This window comes from Wolbachia endosymbiont of Drosophila barbarae, assembly GCF_044752445.1.
Lineage (GTDB): Bacteria > Pseudomonadota > Alphaproteobacteria > Rickettsiales > Anaplasmataceae > Wolbachia > Wolbachia pipientis.
The window spans coordinates 1-1,982 of record NZ_JBIXJM010000167.1 but is presented as its reverse complement, the minus strand read 5'-3'; the positions used below and the strand labels follow the sequence as shown (position 1 = coordinate 1,982).

Below are 1,982 nucleotides of genomic sequence, written 5' to 3'. Positions count from 1 at the left end.
TATTTTTATCAATTCTGCAATCATTTATCTTAATATTAAGTTTCTTAAACCTTCTTGATGCTTGTGAATAGCTGATAACTGCCAAATCTCTTCCTATTTGTTGCAAATACCCTTTTATAAACCCGACTGTTTGTCTTAAACCAATTCTAAAGAAACTGACGATTATATGCACCAAAATCACAACTTTATCACTATAAATATAGTTGCCGCCCTGCATTTTTGGACAATTCTCGTACCAATTTTCTATGGCGTCATTGATATAACAAAAAATGCTTCCTCTTTCTTGGAGAAATTTGTTATATTCATGGCAGTTACTGACTCTCATTTTTTGTGGCATATTTTTTCTTCAACAGTTAAATGGCTATTTATAATGAATTTTGTCAGTAACTGCCAGTTCTTTTCACTTGAGCGATGCAACAAAGCCATTCCAGTGTCAGCTACTTGCATGACACTACCTGCTACGCAAACTTCTGTGGACTACAAAGAAAGTTCGTACAGTTGTAGGTCAAGCCATAGAGTAACAAAAAAAGGATATTGGTATAACAAAAGAGGAACATTATGATTTTATATCATTTTCCTCTTTGTCCATTTTCACGAAAAGTTAGAGCTTTTCTAAAAGAAAAAAAATTAGGCTGTGATCTAGTGTATGAAAATCCGTGGGAAAAGCGGAATGAATTTATGGAGATCAATCCAACCGGGCAAGTACCAGTGTTAATAGATAATAACTTTGTAATAGCGGATAGTAATGCCATTTGTGAATATATAGAAGAGACTTACAATAGCGACGTCAAATTACTTGGTTCATCCACTATTATTAAGTCTAAAATACGCGCTCTAATCAATTGGTTCGATAACAAATTTTACAATGAAGTTACTAAGTATATTATGAATGAAAAAGTAATTACTAACCGCAGCCCTGACTCTAGATTTCTTCATGCAGCTCAGCATAACCTGCCTTGCCATATGGAATACATCGAACACTTAATTAACAAGAACGTTTGGCTTGCAACTGATAAGTTCACTTTAGCTGATATTACTTTAGCATCGCATATTTCCGTAATGGATTATGTAAGTAGTTTTCCATGGGAAAAAAGTAAAATTTTAAAAGAATGGTACTCCATTGTTAAATCAAAGCCTTGTTTTCGTGAGATATTATTAGAGAGGATTTCTGGTTTAATCCCTCCTAAACATTATGCTGACCTTGATTTTTAACTTATGTTAGCTTTAAAGCTACAGTCATTCCTTCATCAGTTGGAACCAATATAGAGAAATATTTTTTTTCATCTGATAATCTATTATTAAACTCCCTCATGGCATGCCATGATTTTTCTGATACTTCTTTTGGAGGCGATTCTAAAAATACTGTGTTAAACAGTAGAGTGTTATCTGCAACGATTAGCCCATCTTGTTTAATGTATGACTCTGCCCAATCTAAATACTTAGGATAACTACTTTTGTCAGCATCAATAAATATCATGTCAAATGGTGCTTTTGCTGATAATTCATTAATTTTTTCCAGTGCATCGCCTTCTATTAGAGTAATTTTATCACTTAGATTAAAAGCACTAAAATTCTTTTTTGCTATTCTTGAGTGTTGAGGATTATTTTCTATTGTATATATATGACCGTCTTTTAGTAGAGCTTTTGCCATGCAAATCGACGAGTAACCGTATAACGTGCCAATCTCAACAATACTTTTGATTTTTTGGATTTTTATAAATAAACTTAATAGCTTTCCTTCTTCAGGGCCAATTTGAATATGTTGCTTTTTTTCAAGAATACAATATTCTTCTATTTTTTTATATTCTTTTGCAAATAGATTTCTTATGTATGACAATTTTATACTAAAATTATTACGCATATATTATAAATTAGGGAGACTTAATTCATACACAATTTATAAATATAATAATATAGTTTAAAATAATAAAAACATTTATTTTAAGTTATTATTTCATAGTATAAAATTTTAAGTGACAAAA

General features: G+C 31.0%; 4 protein-coding genes. 2 read left to right on the top strand and 2 right to left on the bottom strand.

Features of this window, described 5'->3' with window-relative positions; genetic code table 11:
• Positions 1–337 (bottom strand): transposase (locus tag ACIPNH_RS03260; protein ID WP_174515693.1); only part of this gene is annotated, 337 nt, incomplete at its 3' end.
• Between the two features lie 33 nt (positions 338–370).
• Between ACIPNH_RS03260 and ACIPNH_RS03255 the strand changes: the two genes are divergently transcribed.
• The gene (locus ACIPNH_RS03255) at positions 371–562 is read left to right on the top strand and encodes a hypothetical protein (protein WP_400771705.1); all 192 of its coding nucleotides are present in this window, start codon (positions 371–373) and stop codon (positions 560–562) included.
• A complete protein-coding gene (locus tag ACIPNH_RS03250) occupies positions 559–1,212 on the top strand; it encodes a glutathione S-transferase family protein (protein ID WP_065094500.1) in 654 nt (217 codons plus the stop codon). The genes ACIPNH_RS03255 and ACIPNH_RS03250 overlap by 4 nt, the downstream gene beginning before the upstream one ends.
• A gap of 1 nt (position 1,213) precedes the next feature.
• Here the strand turns inward: ACIPNH_RS03250 and ACIPNH_RS03245 are convergent, their stop codons facing one another.
• Complete coding sequence (locus ACIPNH_RS03245) at positions 1,214–1,861, bottom strand: O-methyltransferase (RefSeq protein ID WP_400771703.1); 648 nt, start codon at positions 1,859–1,861, stop codon at positions 1,214–1,216.
• Positions 1,862–1,982: the final 121 nt, after the last annotated feature.